Genomic DNA, 19,058 nt, shown 5'->3' with positions numbered 1-19,058 from the left:
AAAATTACACAGTTGTTAATGTTTGTATATTTATTGTTAATATTCTGATTTATAAAACAATACATGTATATTTTAACAGCTCCTTAATGAGTAACCATAAATAGGTATTCAAGGTCGGGTTTATGAATTTTGTGACCAACTTAAATCAAATTTTCACCCCAGTGTTGATAGCTGGTGTCTTTATAAAAATGTGAGCGATGCCGAAAGAAATAAAATTAGTTATTGCATCCAGGTATTGAATGACGGATTATCTGTTTTGTCATACAAATGAGTTTGGAATTGTATTTTATTACTTAATAAAAAAGAGCCCCTATTTTTATTGATGATTGATAACCCAGAAGGGGTGGTTGCCATCGGGCATAAACAGAAATGAAGTAATGGAGTGTTGGTTGTGAATGTAAATTTCTTTGTTACCTGTATTGGTGATGCACTGAAATCAAGGATGGCACGAGACTCCGTGCTGCTACTGGAAAAACTCGGCTGTCGCGTAAATTTCCCGGAGAAACAGGGATGCTGCGGTCAGCCTGCGATCAATAGTGGTTATATCAAAGAAGCGATTCCGGGGATGAAAAATCTGATCGCTGCACTGGAGGATAACGACGATCCCATTATTTCACCTGCTGGTTCCTGCACCTATGCCGTAAAAAGTTACCCGACGTATCTGGCGGATGAACCTGAATGGGCATTACGTGCCGAAAAGGTTGCCGCGCGTATGCAGGATCTCACCTCTTTTATTGTTAATAAATTAGGGGTAGTGGATGTCGGCGCCAGCTTGCAGGGGAGAGCGGTGTATCACCCATCTTGCAGCCTGTCCCGTAAGCTGGGGGTGAAGGACGAGCCACTTACGCTGCTGAAAAATGTACGCGGACTGGAGCTGTTGCCCTTTGCCGAACAGGACACTTGCTGCGGGTTTGGCGGCACGTTCTCGGTCAAAATGGCCGAAATATCCGGCGAGATGGTGAAAGAAAAGGTTTCGCACCTGATGGAAGTCCGCCCTGAGTATTTAATTGGCGCTGACGTGAGTTGCCTGCTGAACATTAGTGGGCGATTACAACGTGAAGGGCAGAAAGTCAAAGTGATGCATATTGCTGAAGTGCTGATGAGCCGCTGAGGATATAAAGATGTCGATCAAAACCAGTAATACAGAATTTAAGACACGCATCCGTCAGCAAATTGAAGATCCGATCATGCGCAAAGCGGTGGCAAATGCGCAGCAGCGTATTGGTGCAAATCGGCAAAAAATGGTTGATGAACTAGGGCACTGGGAGGAGTGGCGCGATCGCGCTGCCCAGATACGTGATCATGTTCTGAGTAATCTTGACGCTTATTTGTACCAGCTCTCAGAAAAAGTGACGCAAAACGGCGGTCACGTCTATTTTGCAAAAACCAAAGAAGACGCTACCCGCTACATTTTACAGGTCGCCCAGCGTAAAAATGCGCGGAAAGTGGTGAAGTCGAAATCAATGGTGACCGAAGAGATTGGCGTCAACCATGTGTTGCAGGATGCTGGCATTCAGGTGATTGAAACCGATCTGGGGGAATACATTCTGCAGTTGGATCAAGATCCGCCATCTCATGTTGTGGTTCCGGCTATTCATAAAGATCGCCACCAGATCCGCCGGGTGCTACACGAACGCCTGGGTTATGATGGCCCGGAAACGCCTGAAGCGATGACCTTATTCATTCGCCAAAAGATCCGCGAAGATTTCCTCAGTGCTGAAATCGGTATTACCGGCTGTAATTTCGCGGTGGCAGAAACCGGTTCGGTATGTCTGGTGACTAATGAAGGTAATGCGCGAATGTGTACCACGCTGCCTAAAACGCACATTGCGGTGATGGGTATGGAGCGTATCGCCCCCACGTTTGCCGAGGTAGACGTATTGATCACCATGCTGGCGCGCAGTGCCGTTGGTGCGCGTTTGACGGGATACAACACCTGGCTGACAGGACCGCGCGAAGCAGGACACGTTGATGGCCCTGAAGAGTTTCATCTGGTTATTGTTGATAACGGACGCTCCGAGGTGCTGGCCTCTGAATTTCGTGATGTGCTGCGCTGTATTCGCTGCGGAGCCTGTATGAATACCTGCCCGGCATATCGCCATATTGGCGGTCACGGATATGGCTCTATTTACCCAGGACCAATTGGCGCGGTGATTTCTCCATTGCTTGGCGGCTATAAAGATTTTAAAGATTTGCCTTACGCCTGCTCTTTATGCACGGCCTGTGACAGCGTTTGTCCGGTGCGTATTCCTCTGTCGAAACTGATTTTACGCCATCGTCGGGTGATGGCTGAAAAAGGAATCACCGCAAAAGCAGAGCAACGGGCGATCAAAATGTTTGCTTATGCCAATAGTCATCCGGGATTGTGGAAAGTCGGAATGATGGCTGGCGCCCATGCGGCAAGCTGGTTTATCAATGGCGGCAAAACACCGCTCAGGATCGGCGCAATTAGCGACTGGATGGAAGCACGCGATCTTCCTGAAGCTGACGGAGAGAGTTTCCGTAGCTGGTTTAAGAAACATCAGGCGCAGGAGAAAAAGAATGGATAATCGGAGCGAATTTTTGAACAACGTTGCTCAGGCACTGGGGCGCCCGCTGCGACGTGAACCGCAAGCAGAAGATGCGCCGCTTAACAACTATGCTAACGAGCGGCTTACCGAACTTAATCAACAGCAGCACTGTGATGCGTTTATCCAGTTTGCCAGCGATGTCATGTTGACGCGTTGTGAACTGACCAGCGAGGCGCAGGCGGCAGAAGCGGCATTACGTTTGTGTAAAGAGCTGGGAGATCAGTCGGTCGTGGTGAGTGGCGACAAGCGACTGGAGGAGCTGGGGATCAGTGGACGTTTACAGCAGGAATGCAATGCCGCTGTTTGGGATCCGGCGAAAGGTGTCGAGAATATCGCTCTGGCGGAGCAGGCGAAAGTTGGCGTTGTGTATGCTGAATATGGCTTAACAGAGTCGGGAGGTGTGGTTCTTTTTTCCGCCGCTGAGCGCGGGCGTTCATTGAGTCTGCTACCTGAGTCCTCTATTTTTATCTTGCGTAAAAGCACTATTTTGCCCCGAGTGGCGCAGCTGGCAGAAAAATTGCACCAGAAAGCGCAGGCCGGTGAACGTATGCCATCCTGCATTAACATCATCAGTGGCCCCAGTTCAACAGCGGACATTGAACTTATCAAAGTCGTTGGGGTTCACGGGCCGGTGAAGGCGGTGTACCTGATTATTGAGGATTGTTGAGAGAGAGATTGGCGGCCATTCTGGTATTCAGCAGCCAGAAAGACATCGATAGCGACTATATCGCTATTACTGATTTGCACTGCGGGACACAAGTTTGCGCCATGTCCAGGATATGGCGCACTTTCTTATACCTCTGGTGCCATCATCACTGTGTAGATAATCATGTATCCTCTCGCAGATGTTATATCTATACAGCGCAGCCATTAGTTTAGATTGGTGGTCTGCCAGACAGCGAATTATAAAAAAACATAAAAAGAAACATTGATGCCTAAAATTACCACTGGGCTGAAAACATTGTTCAATAAGCTTATTCTTATTTAATGCAATTGAATTGACATATTTGAGTTGCAACCTTATTCATGAAAGGCGTGTAGAGTCAACGCGTCAGATTCAAGATAACCATATGTTATTTAAGGTTTAATTATCTGTGCGTGATATTTTATTGGATGTTTGAAATGTTATTTTTTCTTAATCTCTCATTAATATTTCAATGCAAGCTGAATGGATTCAGCCCTAAAGCTGATGGAATCAAAACATGCGCATAGCATGAATAATTTGCATGTTTAACACGCATCTTTACTCATTTTGTAATCGGATGTTGACGCTATGTTCATATCGATGGGGATATTTTAAGTTGATTTGGATTGTTAAATTCATATAATGCGCCTTCGCTCGTGACTGAAAGTCAGTACTTAGTGGTAAATTATAAATATAGTAAAACTACTTCTCTAGTACCCAAAATGAGTTGACTGAAATTTTTGGCTTTAAATATTAAATTTGCGTGATTATCTGCTGAGATTCACTTGTGATGACATTTCTGAGGTATTTAACGTAATCGTTATTGAGTAAACATTAGAGGTAACGATAAGCTGCTTGATAGTGGTGTTTGTTGTTATAGATACGGCATCGCTGATGTTTATGGTTACCCCTTATGCGTACTCAGGAATCCACCAGTAGTAACTCATACTGAACAGCGATAAAAGATAAAAGGTGTGTTCATGGATTCATGTGATTTTCGTGTTTTTCTGCAAGAGTTCGGTACAACGGTTCATTTGTCATTGCCCGGTAACGTATCCGAGAAAGAACGACTGCTACTCAAGCTGCTGATGCAGGGGATGTCGGTAACAGAAATATCACAATACAGAAATCGCAGTGCAAAGACAATTTCACATCAAAAGAAACAACTCTTTGAGAAACTGGGGATTCAGAGTGATATTACTTTCTGGCGCGATATTTTCTTTCAGTACAATCCGGAGATCATATCTGCCACTGGTAATAACAGTCACAAATATATTAATGACAACCGTTGCCACCATATTGTCACGCCTGAAGCCATCAGCCTGGCGCTGGAAAACCATGAATTTAAACCGTGGATCCAACCTGTTTTCTGCGCACAGACAGGGGTACTAACAGGCTGTGAAGTGCTTGTTCGCTGGGAGCACCCGCAAACGGGAATTATCCCTCCGGATCAGTTTATTCCTCTGGCGGAGTCATCTGGCCTTATTGTCATAATGACCCGCCAGTTGATGAAACAGACTGCGGATATTCTGCTGCCGGTAAAACATTTGCTACCGGACAATTTCCATATTGGTATCAACGTCTCGGCGGGCTGTTTTTTGGCTGCGGGATTTGAAAAAGAGTGTCTGAACCTGGTCAAGAAATTAGGTAATGATAAAATCAAGCTGGTTCTTGAGCTGACAGAACGTAACCCCATTCCGGTAACACCAGAAGCCAGAGCGATATTTGACAGCCTTCATCAGCACAACATTACCTTTGCGCTGGATGACTTTGGTACGGGTTATGCGACCTATCGTTATCTGCAGGCGTTTCCGGTCGATTTTATTAAAATTGACAAGTCGTTTGTGCAAATGGCGAGTGTTGACGAAATTTCCGGCCATATTGTGGACAATATTGTCGAACTGGCGCGTAAGCCTGGTCTGAGTATCGTAGCGGAAGGGGTAGAAACCCAGGAGCAGGCGGACTTAATGATCGGTAAAGGTGTTCACTTTTTGCAGGGCTATTTGTACTCTCCGCCGGTTCCGGGTAATAAATTTGTCTCTGACTGGGTAATGAAAGCCGGTGGTTGATGTAAGCCGCTATTCACAGCGCATCGGGAGGTTGGCAGCGATTAATTCTCCCGATGCAGTAAATCCTGATAGATCCCCGTTAATATGCCATTTGGCGCAAATTGCCTTTTAATCCACTGCGTCACCTGACCCGTTGCAGAGTGCTGGGTCGCCAGTAACATGCGTGAATCCTGGCGCGGATTATGAATTTGTCGGGTAACCAGCAGTGATTGCGCCATCGCTTCACGAACCATGTAATCTGGCAAAAAACCAATCCCTTCACCTAAAATCTGGCACTGACATTTGGTGTTGAAATCTGGCACCAGAATCGACTCCTGCCCATGCAGCAACCAACCCACCTTTTTATTAATCGTATGCGCGGTGTCCTCCACCATAATATTAGGGTAGAGACGCAGCTGGCTTTCGGCGATCGGCTCCGGCACAAAGGCTAACGGGTGATCCGGGGCGATAGCAAAAGCCCAGCGAATCGCACCAATCTCGGTGTAATCAATGCCGCCACCGTCCAGCAGCGTATCGGGCGCGCCGATGGCGATATTCGCCTGGTTATTGATAATCGCATCCCAGACGCCGTTATACACTTCGGTGGTGACGGTAATCTGGCAGGTAGGAAACTGCTTTTTCAGCACCTGTAATAAGCGTGCGGTGTGTTTGGGTGTATAAAGTAGCTGATTAATACAAATGCGCACGCGTGCTTCTATGCCCTGCGAAATAGTATCGATGCTGCGTTTGATGGCGTGAAAATCATTCAGCAGGTCGGTGGCCTTGCGGAAAAAATAACGCCCGGACTCCGTTAACTCAATGCTGCGGGTATTGCGGGTGAACAGCACTACATCCAGCCCCGTTTCCATTCGCTTGATGGTGTAGCTAATGGCGGAAGTGGTTAAACCCAACTCTTCTGCGGCTTTACTGAAACTGCCAAAACGCGCAGCGGTAGTAAATGCCAACAGGTTTTCTTCGGTAAAAATTGAGTTCATTAAACCATTCCCGCCATTTTCTAATATGAATTTCTCCAGCCATGACTGTAGAGGTATCGGTTAAAGATAGATAATCATTTTTGAATAACTTTTAATACCCGTCGCGTTTAGTTGTCGCTTCGCTTAATTTTTGTCCGCCATATTCGGAAATTATCCCCACGCAGTTACCCGCCAGAAAACCCAGTAACGTTACCGTCCAGTTCATCCCGCTAGCAAAAAATAGCGTCATGCCGAGAAAGCCACCGGGAATGAATGACAGTAACCAGAAACGTCCTTGCCAGACCACCACCGCTGAGAAGGGCACGGTAGTAATCACGCTTGCCCAGAATCCAGAAAGACCACTTACAGAAGCCAGCCAGCCGGCAGCCAGCGCGGCGAAAAACGCCCACACCATCCCGGAATAATTAACCGCCAGGCTTCTGATAAACCCCGATTTACCGCCGCCAGCGGCATAAAAACTGCAAAAGGCGACGAAGCCAATGGTTCCTAATAATTCCCATCCCTGAGAGAGCCCGACATGTGAAGCCACTAACTGCCAAAGCCCAGCACAAATACCGACGGTGACACCCGTTGCCGTGAGTCCGTTCATCTTGTTCCCCTCTGGTTAGACATGGACGAAAGCTACTCTTACATGTGCAGACTATAGAGAAATAAAACCTGATTGAGTGAAAGGGTATCGGGTCAAAGAAACAAATATTGCACTACCGCACACTGCGAAAAGATTATTGAACATCATTCAACAAAAAGGCGAAATACGGCGAATTAAATTTAAGCGGGTTCTTTTAGCTGAATTTCGTTGCTATTCTCAATTCATCGAAAACAGCCACAAAAACCAGGGGAATGTTAATGACTATAAATAATCTGCCTGCCGACTATTTATTGGCTGCACAACAGGGCGATATCGATAAAGTAAAAACCTGCCTTGCGCTGGGTGTCGATATAAATACCTGCGATCGTCAGGGGAAAACGGCAATTACGCTGGCAAGTTTATATCAGCAATATGCTTGCGTTCAGGCATTAATTGATGCCGGAGCGGATATTAATAAGCAAGATCATACCTGTTTAAATCCTTTTTTAATTAGCTGTCTGAACGATGATTTAACGCTACTACGAATTATTTTACCGGCTAAACCCGATCTTAATTGCGTAACCCGTTTTGGCGGTGTCGGCCTGACGCCTGCCTGTGAAAAAGGCCATTTAAGTATTGTAAAAGAGCTTTTGGCGCATACGGAAATTAACGTTAACCAGACCAACCATGTTGGCTGGACACCGCTGCTGGAAGCGATTGTGCTTAACGATGGCGGTATTAAACAGCAGGCGATTGTCCAGTTATTGCTGGAACACGGTGCCAGCCCGCATCTGACCGATAAATATGGCAAAACGCCGCTGGAACTGGCGCGGGAACGCGGTTTTGAAGAGATTGCTCAATTGCTGATTGCCGCAGGTGCATAATCCGGGAGGCTTGCTATCGACACACCACAAAGACGGTGTGTGTGGGCGCTAACTGCGGATGCGGATTTTCTGGCGCAGCGGGGGCAAGGACAGGTTGAACAGGTCTTTGCCAGAGCGGTAAATATCGCACTCCCGGCTCGCCAGCAGTTGCTGACGCTGCTTTGTGAAGAATACGACAATGCACCAAACAGTTGTCGGTTGGCACTCACTCACTTTGATGGTCTGTTCCATCATGGCGATAAGGTTCAGTTTGACGAGCACGGGATTACGATTGGTAAAGATATTCATATAGATAAGCATCGTTGTCAGCGTTGGCTGTCCCCAACACTGCAAATGACCGCTCTGAATTTTCACCTTATCGCCTGGCAACAGTGGTACGACATTATTCATCAGCATCTGGGGGAAAATGAAACCCTGTTTAATTATCGCGGCGATAATCCATTTTATCAGGCGTTAAATAAAGAATTACATATCAGGCGACGTGCTGTTATTCAGGCATTAAACGATAAACAAAATATCGCGTCAGCGGTCGCTAATATGATTGGGTTAGGGATTGGTCTGACGCCTTCAGCCGATGATTATTTAACAGGTCTGGCGCTTGTTTTATTTATTTCCGGGCATCCGGTAGAAAAATACAAAGAGGAATTTTATCTCGGCCTGCAACGCGGCAGAAATAATACCACGTTATTAAGTGCCATAACGCTGGAAGCCGCATTACAACAACGCTGTCGGGAAAATATTTATCACTTTATTCACGGCATCATTAATGACATCCCTGAGAACGCCACTCAGACAATAGAAAAAATTAAACATATTGGCTCCAGTTCCGGCTGCGACATGCTGTATGGCATGGCCGATGGTTGTGCGCTGAGCCAAACCTACGGAGGGAATTATGTCAGTTAAAATAGTCATTAAACCGAATACCTATTTTGATTCTGTCTCGCTGATGTCTATCTCCACGCGTGCAAATAAACTCGACGGCGTCGAGCAGGCATTTGTGGCGATGGCGACCGAAATGAACAAAGGCGTGCTGAAAAATTTAGGGCTGCTGACGCCGGAACTGGAGCAGGCGAAAAACGGCGACCTGATGATTGTCATCAATGGTAAATCGGGTGTGGACAACGAGCAGTTGCTGACGGAAATTGAAGAACTGTTCAACACCAAAGCGCAAAGCGGCTCGCACGAGGCGCGTTACGCCACTATTGCCAGCGCCAAAAAGCATATCCCGGAAAGTAACCTGGCGGTGATTTCCGTCAACGGCCTGTTTGCCGCTCGCGAAGCGCGTCAGGCGCTGCAAAATGACCTCAACGTGATGCTGTTCTCCGATAACGTCTCGGTTGAAGATGAACTGGCGCTCAAGCAGCTCGCTCACGAAAAAGGGCTGCTGATGATGGGACCAGACTGCGGCACGGCGATTATCAACGGTGCGGCGCTCTGCTTTGGTAACGCCGTGCGTCGCGGCAATATCGGTATTGTTGGTGCATCCGGCACCGGCAGCCAGGAACTGAGTGTCCGCATCCATGAATTTGGCGGCGGCGTTTCACAACTGATCGGCACCGGCGGGCGTGACCTGAGCGAGAAAATTGGCGGCCTGATGATGCTCGACGCCATCGGCATGTTAGAAAACGATCCGCAAACTGAAATCATCGCCTTAATTTCTAAACCGCCAGCGCCGGCGGTGGCTCGCAAAGTGCTGGAACGCGCGCGCGCCTGCCGCAAACCGGTGGTAGTCTGCTTCCTCGGTCGTGGCGAAACGCCAGTGGATGAGCAGGGGCTACAGTTTGCTCGCGGCACCAAAGAAGCGGCGCTGAAAGCAGTGATGCTCTCCGGCGTGAAACAGGAACATCTCGACCTGCATACGCTTAACCAGCCGTTGATTGCGGATGTGCGTGCGCGTCTGCAACCGCAGCAGAAATACATTCGTGGCCTGTTCTGCGGCGGTACGCTGTGCGACGAAACCATGTTCGCGGTGATGGAAAAAAATGGCGATGTCTACAGCAACATTCAGCCCGATCCTGAATTCCGCCTGAAAGATATCAACCGCAGCATCAAACACACCTTCCTCGACTTTGGCGATGACGACTTCACCAACGGCAAACCACATCCAATGATTGACCCCACCAACCGTATCAGCCGCTTGATCGAAGAGGCGCGCGATCCCGAAGTGGCGGTGATCGTGATGGATTTTGTGCTCGGATTTGGATCGCATGAAGATCCGGTTGGTTCCACCATTGAAGCGATCAAAGAAGCGAAAGCGATCGCCGCTGCCGAAGGCCGCGAGTTGATCATTCTCGCCTATGTGCTGGGTACCGATCTTGATACGCCATCGTTAGAACAACAAAGCCAGATGTTGCTTGATGCCGGAGTGATTCTGGCGAGCAGCAGCACCAATACCGGATTGCTGGCGCGTGAATTTATCTGCAAAGGGGAGGAAGCCTGATGAGCCCGTCACTGTTTAGCCAACCGTTGAACGTTATTAACGTCGGTATCGCCATGTTTAGCGATGACCTGAAAAAGCAGCATGTAGAAGTGACTCAACTCGACTGGACGCCGCCGGGGCAGGGCAATATGCAGGTGGTACAGGCGCTGGATAACATTGCCGATTCGCCGCTGGCAGACAAAATCGCTGCCGCTAATCAGCAGGCGCTGGAGCGCATTATTCAGTCGCATCCGGTGCTGATTGGTTTTGATCAGGCGATTAACGTGGTGTCCGGCATGACGGCGAAAACCATTCTTCACGCCGGGCCGCCGGTCACCTGGGAAAAAATGTGCGGCGCGATGAAAGGCGCGGTCACCGGGGCGCTGGTGTTCGAAGGGCTGGCGAAAGACCTCGACGAGGCGGCTGAACTGGCGGCCTCCGGGGAGATCACCTTCTCGCCGTGCCACGAACACGACTGTGTGGGATCGATGGCGGGTGTTACCTCGGCCTCGATGTTTATGCACATCGTAAAAAACAAAACCTACGGCAACATCGCTTATACCAACATGAGCGAGCAGATGGCGAAGATTTTGCGTATGGGCGCTAACGACCAGAGCGTGATTGACCGCCTGAACTGGATGCGTGATGTGCAGGGACCAATACTGCGCGACGCGATGAAAATTATCGGCGAAATCGATCTGCGCTTAATGCTGGCGCAGGCGCTGCATATGGGCGATGAGTGTCATAACCGCAATAACGCCGGGACGACGCTGCTGATTCAGGCGCTGACGCCGGGGATTATTCAGGCGGGCTATTCCGTCGAGCAACAGCGCGAAGTGTTTGAGTTTGTCGCCAGCAGCGACTACTTCTCCGGCCCGACGTGGATGGCGATGTGTAAAGCGGCGATGGATGCGGCGCACGGCATCGAATACAGCACCGTGGTCACCACCATGGCGCGTAACGGCGTTGAGTTCGGCCTGCGGGTCAGCGGCCTGCCAGGGCAATGGTTTACCGGTCCGGCGCAGCAGGTGATCGGCCCGATGTTTGCCGGGTATAAGCCGGAGGATTCGGGGCTGGATATCGGCGACAGCGCCATCACCGAAACCTACGGCATTGGTGGATTTGCTATGGCGACCGCGCCCGCAATCGTCGCGCTGGTGGGCGGCACGGTGGAAGAGGCTATCGATTTCTCCCGCCAGATGCGTGAAATCACTCTCGGCGAGAACCCGAACGTCACCATTCCGCTGCTCGGTTTTATGGGCGTACCGTCGGCTATCGACATCACCCGCGTGGGCAGCAGCGGCATTCTGCCAGTGATCAACACCGCCATTGCCCATAAAGATGCGGGCGTCGGCATGATTGGCGCGGGCATTGTGCATCCACCATTCGCCTGCTTCGAGAAAGCCATTCTTGGCTGGTGCGAACGTTACGGCGTCTGACTTACATGTTTATGCCGGATGCGGCGTGAACGCCTTATCCGGCCTACGAATGGCACAAGAGTTTGTAGGCCTGATAAGACGCGCGAGCGTCGCATCAGGCATTTTTCACCATTGCCGGATGGCACAAGAATCTGTAGGCCTGATAAGCGTAGCGCATCAGGCAGTCTGGCGTTGGTCATAACCCCATCACCCTCTGTCGCGGACATAACAACATGAAAGAACTTGTGGTCGTTGCCATTGGTGGCAACAGCATTATCAAAGATAACGCCAGCCAGTCGATTGAGCATCAGGCAGAGGCGGTGAAAGCCGTCGCTGATACGGTGCTGGAAATGCTGGCTTCCGATTACGACATTGTGCTGACCCACGGCAACGGGCCGCAGGTCGGGCTGGATTTACGCCGCGCGGAGATTGCCCACGAGCGCGAAGGGCTGCCCTTAACGCCGCTGGCGAACTGTGTGGCAGATACGCAAGGCGGCATTGGCTACCTGATCCAACAGGCGCTGAACAACCGACTGGCGCGCCACGGCGAGAAAAAAGCCGTCACCGTGGTGACTCAGGTGGAAGTGGATAAAAACGATCCGGGTTTTGCTCATCCCACCAAGCCCATCGGTGCATTCTTTAGTGAAAGCCAGCGTGACGAATTACAAAAGGCAAACCCGGACTGGCATTTTGTTGAGGATGCCGGACGGGGCTATCGCCGCGTTGTCGCCTCGCCGGAACCGAAACGCATTGTGGAAGCGCCTGCTATTAAGGCGCTGATCCAACAAGGCTTTGTGGTGATTGGCGCGGGCGGTGGCGGAATTCCGGTGGTGCGCAGTGAAGCGGGGGATTACCAAAGCGTGGACGCGGTTATCGACAAAGATCTCTCCACTGCACTGCTGGCGCGCGAAATTCACGCTGACATTTTAGTGATTACCACCGGTGTCGAAAAAGTGTGCATTCACTTTGGCAAGCCGCAGCAGCAGGCGCTGGATCGGGTGGATATTGCCACCATGACCCGCTATATGCAGGAAGGGCATTTCCCGCCCGGCAGCATGTTGCCAAAAATTATCGCCAGCCTGACATTTTTAGAACAGGGCGGCAAAGAAGTGATTATCACCACACCGGAATGCCTGCCAGCGGCGCTGCGCGGTGAAACGGGCACCCATATTATTAAAACGTAAGGACGTAAGATGAAAGAAAGCAATAGCCGTCGTGAGTTTTTGAGCCAGAGCGGTAAGATGGTTACCGCCGCCGCGCTGTTTGGTACCTCTGTGCCGCTCGCCCACGCGACAGTCTCTGGCACCGCAAACTGCGAAGCGAATAACACCATGAAAATCACTGACCCGCACTACTATCTCGACAACGTGTTGCTGGAAACTGGTTTTGATTACGAAAACGGCGTAGCGGTGCAGACCCGCACGGCGCGCCAGACCGTGGAAATTCAGGACGGCAAAATTGTTGCCCTGCGCGAGAATAAGCAGCATCCGGACGCCACGCTGCCGCACTATGACGCTGGCGGTAAGTTGATGTTGCCCACCACCCGCGACATGCATATTCATCTCGACAAAACCTTTTACGGCGGGCCGTGGCGCTCGCTCAATCGCCCGGCAGGCACCACCATCCAGGACATGATTAAGCTTGAGCAGAAAATGCTGCCGGAGCTGCAACCTTACACTCAGGAGCGGGCGGAAAAACTGATCGATTTATTGCAGTCGAAAGGCACCACCATTGCCCGCAGCTACTGCAATATCGAACCGGTTTCCGGCCTGAAAAATCTGCATAACTTACAGGCGGTGCTGGCACGACGTCAGGCGGGCTTCGAGTGTGAAATTGTCGCCTTCCCGCAGCACGGTTTGCTGCTGTCGAAATCGGAACCCTTAATGCGCGAAGCGATGCAGGCGGGGGCGCATTACGTCGGCGGGCTGGACCCGACCAGCGTTGATGGCGCGATGGAAAAATCCCTCGACACCATGTTCCAGATTGCGCTGGACTACGACAAAGGCGTCGATATTCACCTGCACGAAACCACGCCGGCGGGCGTGGCAGCTATCAATTATATGGTTGAAACCGTAGAGAAAACGCCGCAACTGAAGGGCAAGCTGACCATCAGTCACGCCTTTGCGCTGGCAACGCTTAACGAGCAACAGGTGGATGGACTGGCAAACCGCATGGCGGCGCAGCAAATTACTATCGCCTCGACGGTGCCGATTGGCACGCTGCATATGCCGCTCAAACAGTTGCACGACAAAGGCGTAAAAGTCATGACAGGAACTGACAGCGTTATCGACCACTGGTCACCTTACGGCCTGGGCGACATGCTGGAAAAAGCCAATCTGTACGCGCAACTCTATATTCGTCCTAACGAACAGAACCTCTCCCGATCGCTGTTTTTAGCCACTGGCGATGTCCTGCCGCTGAATGAAAAAGGCGAGCGCGTCTGGCCAAAAGCGCAGGATGACGCCAGCTTTGTGCTGGTGGACGCCTCCTGTTCCGCCGAGGCGGTGGCGCGTATCTCGCCACGTACCGCAACGTTCCATAAAGGGCAACTGGTATGGGGGCGTGTGGCAGGTTGATGTCCGTTTGAAATGTCTTCAACGGTGAGTCGTAAGAGATTTATCGCCCCAGGGAGTGGGGCAACTTGAATATGGGTTTGTTGGCCTTGATTCTTCTGAGCCGGAGACATTGTGTGTGGCACCGCTAACCACACAGTAAACCTTACGAGCCGCCTTAAGCATCCGGCAACGCATAACACTTCACCGGTTTTCCGTCTTTCATTTCCACCAACATGCGGCTGGTCTGCAACGGCTTGTCCAGCATATTTTGCTGGAATTGGTCGAACGCCATGCGGGCTTCCTTAATTGCGACTTTTTGCGGCATTAAGCGGTTATTGCACCATTTTCGCAAAATGACTTTATTGGCGCTGGTGGTATTCGCCTGTTCCGCTACGGCGCCGATGCTATCAATTCGTGACTGTAATTGTTTTTCTACCTTGCTGATAACCGTATCGAACTGCGCATAATGATGTTCTATAGCCTGCTGACGACGTTCTACCAGCATCGTCTGACCCTCACTATGGCTGACCAGATGTAATGCTTGCCCGCGTACCCTCATCGCTAAATCCCACTCCATCGTCCGTTCTTCAATAATTTTTTGTTGCGCCTGAATTTTACTGGTGATGGTTGCGCTACTGAAAAAACTGCCGTCATTTATAGAGGCTACCTTCTCGCCAGCAAAGGCAATATCCGTCAGCAGATGATCCTGGAGCGTTGAAAAATCTTTTTCGATAGCTTCAAGTATTTGCCGTATTTCTGGCGAAGATTGCCCCTCAATGACGACAGGTGTGATTTGCTGTAAATACTGAATAGCGCCGACAATTTCAGATTTGCGGGCATTGTTCTGGAACGCAGAAATCTCCCGAATAGTTTCAATTATCTGCGTCAGTTTATTGCTGATATCTGCCAGATGTTTTTGTGCCAGTATCGCTGAAGCGACATTCAGTAATATGCTGGCATTGACTAATTGATTCAGTTTGTCAGGGTTCAGCAAAACTGCGTGCGCTTTAATTCCTTTTTCCCCGAGACTGAAGCCACGATATCCCGAGCCATCTTTCACTTTCGCCAGTGCGCCATCAATTATGACTTCCATATAGTGATGACTGGCGACATGGGCGGCGGTGGCGAGCGAAGGAAGCGTCTGTAAGAGTGGGCCTAACCGTGAAATTTCAGTAATGTCATGCCGTATCAGAGTGTCGGGGTGGGTAATTTCATTTAAAGCGATAGACGATACAGTTAAAACGCGCTGCGACTTTTCATTTTCAAACACCCAGCGATTGCCATAGTTTGCGGTTGACATTGCCGTTGATGATACCGATTCGCTCAGACGGTGATGGCGGGAATTTTTTAAGCGAATCCAGGCAATTTGCACTACACAGGGCAAGGTGATTCGGAACGCCGGGTTGGAAATATCATAAGCGGTATATAAACCGGTGAGGGCTAACCCGACAGGACCGGTGAGAACGCCCAACACGCGACCTATCCCCAGACCCGCAATTAGCGGGAGTGCCTTCCCCGTGGCGATCTGCGCCAGACCGCTTGCTACCATTGCCGCACGTTGCAAAAGTGGCAGCTCCATACGTGACAACTTATCCAGGCTAATACTGGTGTTAATTCCCATATCACGGAGAAGCTGACGGCGATCGTCATCTGACATTTTGTTCCAGGATGACGCAAAAACGGCATCGATAATCAGTGATTCTTTTTCTTTTACCGGTGCATTTTTCGCGACTTTAATTTTCAGATGGCTGGCGACATCGTCAACAATTTCGCTATAGCTAACGCCATTGCGTCGGAACAGATTCATTACGGTGTTACCGCCAAAATGTTGCAGTTCGCGAATCAGCAAACGCAATGTTTCCTCATCAACAGCTTCGCTATTTTTACCATCGCGCAAGGCCTTTTTAACGCGGTCAGACTGGGAAAAATTAAATTTTCCGTCTGGGGTAATGTAATCAATCAGCAGATCGATATCGTTTTTGTCGGCGTTCAGTAGCAGAGCAACCAGCGTTTCATCGCCCTTAATGTCAATCTCACTCATTTAATTGTCTCGTTGAATAGTGACTGGACGTTATTAGAAGCAGCGCGCCCTACGAAAAAGTTTCATACGTAAGTCTGGCGGCGAAAAAAAATAAAATCCCCAATCTTTGTGTCATAAAGCATAAATTCTGTGAATTATTTTCACCAAGCGATTTAAATTTCTTACACATGCGTGTGATCAATGTTTTTGTGAGATATATAACGTTTTATTGATGTAAAAATTGAGACTTTTCCTATAATGAGCGGGCGATTTTTTTCCTTGCTGGTGATGTTCTGCCCTGCAAATTTCTTTTCCTTCACTCAAGGTATTTAGATGTTTTCGCTGACTTCGTTCCTCGACACGTTAACCTCTGTTAATCCAGAAAATGTGCCGATTTATGTCGCTATTGTGGTTGGGGTTTTGTTGTTGGGTTTCATTGTCCGTTACGCTATTCCTTCATTTAGGGTTTCAGCGCGCTTTAAACAAAAAGCGAAAGCAATTCGGCAACTTGGCAATGAAAAACCGGCACAACAACTCGAAAAATTAGACGCGTTATTCTCTGATAAATTTTTTGCGCATCCCTGGAGCGAATTTAAAGAGTCTCTACATCGCCAGTTTGAGTTTGACGAAAACAGCGGGCAAAAAAAAATTAGCGCCATCCGTTCAACGGCTCCGTCGTCAGCATGGTTTACGGAACCGTTATTAGTCGAAATTCCTCTCTATACGGAAGCGTTTAAACATCTCCCTGGCATCCTGACCGGAATTGGGATCATCGGCACCTTTTCGGGGCTGATGATTGGTTTGCACCATTTTGACCCCAGCACGCCAGAGCAGGTCAGCGCCAGCGTCGCTAACCTTTTACGCGACGTTCTGTATGCGTTTTTAGGTTCGGCGTTTGCTATTACGTTTTCCATTCTGGTCACCATGTTTGAAAAATGGCGACTGGCGCAATGTTATAAAAACCTTGAACTTCTTACCGCCAGCATTGACCAGCTTTTTGAGGGCGGCGTCGGTGAAGATTACCTTTCGCAACTTCTTTCCAGTACTAAAGAAAACACCACCCATGCGCGGCAACTTAAGGATGGTCTGGTCACTGACCTGCGCGAAATGCTGCAAAACCTGGTGGATAGCCAGGTGCGGGAAAATCAAAAGCTGGCAGAGACATTATCAACAACATACCGCGAGTCAGGCCAACAGTTTGCTGAACAGGTCAGTGGTGCTATCGAAACCAGTCTGAAAAATCCGCTGGATAAAATTGCTGGTGTGGTGCAAACCGCCTCCGGCGATCAGAGCCATCGTGTGCAGTCGATGCTGGAGAACGTCCTGACCGCCTTTATGAGCAAAATGGATAATACCTTTGGTCAGCAATTCACCACCATGCAGGAGATGATGGGGCGTTCTGTGGAAGCCATTCAGTCTATGCAAAGCGGCTTCTCAACGTTGTTGCAGGATATGCGTCAGGCCGGGGATGACTCACGTCAGGGCAGCGCGCAACTGATCTCTCAACTGTTAAGCGAAATGAAAAGCGGTCAGCAGGAGATGCAGGCAGGGATGAATGAGATGCTGCGCAGCTTGCAGGAATCCGTTGCCCGTATTGGCGCAGAAGGTGAGGGCGCGGGCGAACGGATGGCGCAACAACTGGAAAAAATCTTTGCCGACAGCGAAGCGCGTGAAAAAGCGATGGCGGAACAGATGCGCGCGTTTATTGAGGCTATCCAGTCCAGTGTTCAGCAAGGGCAAAATGAAACCATGGAGAAAATGGCAGCTTCCGTGGATACGCTTGGCAGCCATATGGCGACGCTCTTTGCACAACTGGAAAATGGTCAGCAGCAACTTAATCAGCAGCAAAACCAGGCGCAAAATCTGCTGATGGGCAATATGAGCAAAGGTATCGAAACGCTGACGCAAAACCTGGCGGGCGTATTCAGCCAACTGGAGTCAGGGCAAAAACAGATGAGCCAGACTCAGGAACAGGGGCAACGCGTGCTGCATGAAGAAACTCAGCAGCTTCTGGCACGTAGCGAAGCGCGTGAGCAGGCGGCGGCTGAGCAACAGCAACAGTTTATGACGTCGTTACAGCAAACCATGCATTCCGGTCAGGATGCCCTGCGAGAGAAAATGACCAGCGGTATCGATCACCTGGGTAGCCAACTTGGCAACCTGTTTGGGCAACTGGAAGAAGGTCAGAAGTCGCTCAGTCAGCAACAGCAATCTGCGCAGAGTGCGTTACAACAGGAAGCGCAGCGAATCATTGGTCAGCTTGAAAGTCAGGTTGAGTCGCTGATGCAGATGCTGCGTGAACAGCAATCTGCTTCAGGCGATCTGCTGCAACGGATGGCGCAAAACACCACGCGCCATCTGGAAGAGATACAAACAGGAGCCGATAAAATGCGCGTGGCTGCCGACCGCTTTGAAGCTGCGGGCGATCGTGTTGCTGAGGCTAATCAGTTGACCGCTGAGGTGCTCAATGGCACGCAACAGGCAGGACGCACGCTTTCCAGTGCCAGCGCGGAGTTGGGGGCATTGATTGCCGATTATCGTAATACCCGTGAAGTCGTGGCGAATGCCATAACGGCACTCGAAACGCTGATTAACCGTAGCCATGATGAACAAACATCGCGCAGCCGTTTTGTTGACGATCTGAAAGCGTACTCTGAACGCCTGCAACAATATAACCGTGAGGCTCAGGAGTTCCTGCATAACATTGCCGAGGTAATGGGAACCAGTTTTGAATCCTTTACGACCGGAGTGGAAAACGGCCTGAATCGTTCACTGCAAGAGATGGATACGCAACTGACGAAAGCGGCGGGAGCCTTAAGTTCTTCGGTTGAGATTATCGGTGAAAGCGTGGATACGCTGGAAACAGTACTCCGTCATCGTCGCGCGTAAGGAACAG

14 protein-coding genes are annotated in these 19,058 nt (G+C 49.9%); 11 read left to right on the top strand and 3 right to left on the bottom strand.

Annotated elements, in window-relative coordinates:
- The first annotated feature begins 391 nt into the window (after positions 1-391).
- The 4 genes from A7098_RS18590 to pdeL all read left to right on the top strand — a co-directional run bounded on the left by A7098_RS18590 (position 392) and on the right by pdeL (position 5,324).
- On the top strand, positions 392-1,111 hold the full coding sequence (locus A7098_RS18590; RefSeq protein ID WP_001102104.1) for a heterodisulfide reductase-related iron-sulfur binding cluster: 720 nt from the start codon (positions 392-394) through the stop codon (positions 1,109-1,111).
- Between the two features lie 10 nt (positions 1,112-1,121).
- Positions 1,122-2,549, top strand: coding sequence for a LutB/LldF family L-lactate oxidation iron-sulfur protein (locus A7098_RS18585; RefSeq protein WP_000023938.1), 1,428 nt, complete (start codon positions 1,122-1,124; stop codon positions 2,547-2,549).
- Positions 2,542-3,237, top strand: a complete 696-nt coding sequence (locus A7098_RS18580; RefSeq protein ID WP_000370408.1) for a lactate utilization protein C — start codon at positions 2,542-2,544, stop codon at positions 3,235-3,237. The genes A7098_RS18585 and A7098_RS18580 overlap by 8 nt, the downstream gene beginning before the upstream one ends.
- A gap of 998 nt (positions 3,238-4,235) precedes the next feature.
- Entirely contained in the window at positions 4,236-5,324 is a 1,089-nt protein-coding gene (pdeL, locus tag A7098_RS18575) for a DNA-binding transcriptional activator/c-di-GMP phosphodiesterase PdeL (RefSeq protein WP_010350394.1), read from the top strand.
- Positions 5,325-5,365: 41 nt separating this feature from the next.
- Here the strand turns inward: pdeL and A7098_RS18570 are convergent, their stop codons facing one another.
- Both A7098_RS18570 and A7098_RS18565 read right to left on the bottom strand, forming a co-directional pair.
- Entirely contained in the window at positions 5,366-6,298 is a 933-nt protein-coding gene (locus A7098_RS18570; protein WP_001084384.1) for a LysR substrate-binding domain-containing protein, read from the bottom strand.
- A gap of 91 nt (positions 6,299-6,389) precedes the next feature.
- Positions 6,390-6,887, bottom strand: a complete 498-nt coding sequence (locus tag A7098_RS18565) for a DUF1097 family protein (RefSeq protein WP_001013863.1) — start codon at positions 6,885-6,887, stop codon at positions 6,390-6,392.
- Positions 6,888-7,144: 257 nt separating this feature from the next.
- Here A7098_RS18565 and A7098_RS18555 point away from each other — a divergent pair, with 257 nt between their 5' ends.
- From A7098_RS18555 to A7098_RS18530, 6 genes are all read left to right on the top strand, one after another.
- On the top strand, positions 7,145-7,750 hold the full coding sequence (locus A7098_RS18555) for an ankyrin repeat domain-containing protein (RefSeq protein WP_105281252.1): 606 nt from the start codon (positions 7,145-7,147) through the stop codon (positions 7,748-7,750).
- A 39-nt stretch (positions 7,751-7,789) separates the two neighbouring features.
- Positions 7,790-8,653: a DUF2877 domain-containing protein gene (locus A7098_RS18550; RefSeq protein WP_024165068.1), complete on the top strand. Its 864-nt coding sequence runs from the start codon at positions 7,790-7,792 to the stop codon at positions 8,651-8,653.
- On the top strand, positions 8,643-10,190 hold the full coding sequence (gene fdrA, locus A7098_RS18545) for an acyl-CoA synthetase FdrA (RefSeq protein WP_105281251.1): 1,548 nt from the start codon (positions 8,643-8,645) through the stop codon (positions 10,188-10,190). Before A7098_RS18550 ends, fdrA begins: the two co-directional genes overlap by 11 nt.
- On the top strand, positions 10,190-11,608 hold the full coding sequence (locus A7098_RS18540) for a DUF1116 domain-containing protein (protein WP_105281250.1): 1,419 nt from the start codon (positions 10,190-10,192) through the stop codon (positions 11,606-11,608). Before fdrA ends, A7098_RS18540 begins: the two co-directional genes overlap by 1 nt.
- A gap of 212 nt (positions 11,609-11,820) precedes the next feature.
- Positions 11,821-12,771: a carbamate kinase family protein gene (locus tag A7098_RS18535; RefSeq protein WP_000661628.1), complete on the top strand. Its 951-nt coding sequence runs from the start codon at positions 11,821-11,823 to the stop codon at positions 12,769-12,771.
- Positions 12,772-12,780: 9 nt separating this feature from the next.
- A complete protein-coding gene (locus tag A7098_RS18530) occupies positions 12,781-14,163 on the top strand; it encodes an amidohydrolase family protein (protein WP_105281249.1) in 1,383 nt (460 codons plus the stop codon).
- A 154-nt stretch (positions 14,164-14,317) separates the two neighbouring features.
- Here the strand turns inward: A7098_RS18530 and A7098_RS18525 are convergent, their stop codons facing one another.
- The gene (locus A7098_RS18525) at positions 14,318-16,183 is read right to left on the bottom strand and encodes a YaaW family protein (protein WP_085460434.1); all 1,866 of its coding nucleotides are present in this window, start codon (positions 16,181-16,183) and stop codon (positions 14,318-14,320) included.
- A gap of 312 nt (positions 16,184-16,495) precedes the next feature.
- Between A7098_RS18525 and zorA1 the strand changes: the two genes are divergently transcribed.
- Positions 16,496-19,051, top strand: coding sequence for a type I Zorya anti-phage system protein ZorA1 (zorA1, locus tag A7098_RS18520; protein WP_085460435.1), 2,556 nt, complete (start codon positions 16,496-16,498; stop codon positions 19,049-19,051).
- Positions 19,052-19,058 lie beyond the last annotated feature (7 nt).

The organism is Escherichia sp. MOD1-EC7011 (assembly GCF_002965005.1).
In the GTDB taxonomy this organism is placed as follows: domain Bacteria; phylum Pseudomonadota; class Gammaproteobacteria; order Enterobacterales; family Enterobacteriaceae; genus Escherichia; species Escherichia ruysiae.
Note: the sequence above shows the minus strand (reverse complement) of the source record. Positions and strands in the feature narration are given on the sequence as shown.